Source organism: Hydrocoleum sp. CS-953 (assembly GCF_002260545.1).
Lineage (GTDB): Bacteria > Cyanobacteriota > Cyanobacteriia > Cyanobacteriales > Microcoleaceae > Trichodesmium.
Genome location: NZ_LGSU01000483.1, coordinates 1 through 3,264, shown reverse-complemented (window position 1 = coordinate 3,264; position 3,264 = coordinate 1). Strand labels below are relative to the sequence as shown.

Annotated in this window: 2 protein-coding genes; both read right to left on the bottom strand. The window is 42.2% G+C overall.

Annotation, left to right across the window (positions count from 1 at the left end; translation table 11 throughout):
- Positions 1-94 precede the first annotated feature (94 nt).
- Entirely contained in the window at positions 95-1,444 is a 1,350-nt protein-coding gene (locus AFK68_RS04910; protein WP_371357236.1) for a GNAT family N-acetyltransferase, read from the bottom strand.
- A 27-nt stretch (positions 1,445-1,471) separates the two neighbouring features.
- Positions 1,472-3,038: acetate--CoA ligase family protein (locus AFK68_RS04905; protein WP_210407235.1), on the bottom strand; the 1,567-nt coding region annotated here is incomplete at its 3' end.
- Between the last annotated feature and the right edge of the window lie 226 nt (positions 3,039-3,264).

Below are 3,264 nucleotides of genomic sequence, written 5' to 3'. Positions count from 1 at the left end.
TCTCCCCATCTCCCCATCTCCCCATCTCCCCATCTCCCCAAAACTCTATAAACCGGATTTAGTATGATTGCTATATCTAGTAAAATTGTCAAAACTATAAATCTATTTTCGCCTCTACTACACCAGCACCACGTTGCAACTGAAAACCAACCTTCTCACAAACTCTTTGCATAGGTGTATTCTCAGCTAAAACCGTAGCAACTATTCGCTTTAACTTCTCATCTCGACCCACCTGCACCAATCGCAACAGTAACTCAGTACCCAAACCCTGACGTTGATAGCGATCGCTAACCAACATCGCAAACTCAGCCTCATTGACCCCATGTGACTTACTCAAACGACCCACTCCTAAAATTTCATGGCTTCCCGTTTCTGGATTTTTATAATCTGCCACCAATGCCATTTCCCGATGGTAATCAATAAAGCAAATCCTAGTTAACCGTTCGTGAGCAATGCGCCGACTCAACTTGAGAAAATTAAAATACCGCAAATACACACTTTCCTCTGACAACGTTTTGTGGAACTGAACAATCAACGGTTCATCCTCTGGGCGAATAGGGCGAATAGTCACCTCCTCGCCATTTCTCATTTGCCAAGGTTCTATATATTGAGTAGGATACGGACGAATAGCTGATGATGGTAGATTCTCTACACCCACGCTCTTATCATGGAGAACTATCCTTGCGTCCAAAGCAATCAATCTTTCCGCAGAAGCCAACAGAGGATTAATATCAATTTCCTTAATCCAAGGTTCCTCTACCACCAACTGACTAAATTTCACCAATAACTTTTCCAGCGCTCCCAAATCTACAGCTTTCCTTCCCCTTACTCCTTTGAGCGCTTGATAAATTTTTGTCTGTTCCATCATCCGGCGAGCGAGAGTTGTATTCAAAGGAGGTAGAGCGATCGCCCGGTCTCTAAACACCTCTACTAACTGCCCACCCGTACCAAACACTAACACCGGACCAAACTGCGGGTCAACACTACTACCAATAATCAACTCATAGCCACGGTCTAAACTTAACATTGGTTGTACTGTCACCCCTAGAAAATGCTCAGACCCAACTTTCTCAGTTACAGAGGTTTGAATATTTTGATATGCCCATTTTACTGCTTCTGCATCTTTAAGATTTAACTGCACGCCATCCACATCAGTTTTATGGGTAATTGTCTCGGAAAACAGTTTCAACACCACTGGATAACTGATTATATCAGCACGTTCCACTGCTTCAGCCTCAGTTTTGGCAACCAAAGTCTGGACAATAGGAATGCCATAAGCAGCTAAAATTTGTTTTGATTCTGATTCTGTGAGAATATTTCTACCTGCATCCTGAGCATTTTTGATAATTTGCTCAACTATAGAACAGTTTGGACCGCTTTCTTGTTCTTGTGCTAGCAATGGAGTTTCATAAATACCCTGTAAATTATAATTGTACTGCCACATAAAGTTAAAGAGCTTGGCAGCAGAATNTAGGAATGCCATAAGCAGCTAAAATTTGTTTTGATTCTGATTCTGTGAGAATATTTCTACCTGCATCCTGAGCATTTTTGATAATTTGCTCAACTATAGAACAGTTTGGACCGCTTTCTTGTTCTTGTGCTAGCAATGGAGTTTCATAAATACCCTGTAAATTATAATTGTACTGCCACATAAAGTTAAAGAGCTTGGCAGCAGAATCTGGATAACGATAAGTCGAGATACTAGCACGATTGAGAATAGTTTCACCTGTAGTTACCTCATCCCCTCCCATCCAACTGGCTAATACTGGTTTTTTAGCAGTTTGAGCATAATGCTTCAACTGTTCAGCTGTTTGAGTAGGGTCAGTCATTGCTTGAGGAGTCAAAATTACCAGCAAACCATCAGTGTTAGGATCTTTAATTGCTACTTCTAAAGTTTTGCGATAGCGCTCTGGGTCAGCATCACCAAGGATATCAATAGGGTTAGCATGACTCCAGTGGGTGGGGAGAAATTCATTCAGTTGAGCAATTGTTTCTTCTGCCAGAGGTGCAAGTTCTCCACCAGTAGCAATCAGGGCGTCCGTCGCTAACACTCCTGGTCCTCCAGCATTAGTAATAATTGTCAGTCTCGGTCCTTTTGGTAGCCGTGGCTGTTTTGCCATCACTTCTGCCATATTAAATAGTTCAGAGATGCGATTCACCCGCAGCACCCCACACCGACGAAAGGCAGCATTTAGGACTTCATCACTACCTGTGAGTGACCCTGTATGTGAAGCAGCAGCTTTAGCAGCAGCTTCAGTTTGACCAGCTTTGATTACTATTATTGGTTTTGTCAATGCTACTTCACGAGCAGCAGACAGGAATGACCGGGCATTGCCAATAGATTCCATATAGATGACAATACTTTTGGTGTGGGGGTCGTCTCCAAGATAGTAGATCAGGTCGCCCCAGTCTAAATCTAGCATTGAGCCTATGGAAATGAATGCACTGAAGCCTACGTTTTCTGGGAAACTCCAGTCGAGAACGGCTGTACAAAATGCTCCACTCTGACTAATGAAACCAAGGTTGCCTGGGTTTGCCATTGTGCTAGCAAAGGTAGCGTTAAGTCCACTATGGGGGTTCATTAAACCTAAACAGTTAGGGCCAATCAGTCGCATTTTGCCCTTGGCTGTTGCCATAATTTGTTGTTCTAATTCTATGCCTTCTGGTCCAATTTCTTTGAATCCTGCGGAGATAATGATTGCGCCCTTGACTCCGACTTCCACACAGTCGCGCACAGCATCAGGAACCATGGGAGCGGGAATGGCGATAATTGCTAAGTCAATTGGTTCTGGTATGGCTTTGATATTTGGGTAGGCTGGAATTCCTAGGACATTATGGCGCTTGGGATTAACTGGAAAAATCGTACCCCCAAAAGGATTGCTCATCAGATTCCAGAGGATTGTGCGACCCACACTGCCAACTCTATCGGTAGCACCGATTACGGCCACACTTTCTGGAGCAAATATGGAAGTTAGGGGTTGTCGTTCTGCTCTCAGAATATCATAAGTCGGATCTGTTGTTTGTATTGTTTGTATCATCTTTAGTTCTCTCTTTTGAAGTTAATTTTTATTTGTTTTTTGATCGCTTTCTCTTCAAGTGTAACCGAAAATTTGAGTGATTTGATAATGAAATCCAGAACTTAAGCTCAAGTTCAATAATGGATAATGGATAATGGATAATTGATAATTGATAATTGATAATTACCTCTCCCTAAAACGGATAGGATTGAATAAAAGGAAAATAAATTCATTGTTTCTCTTGATC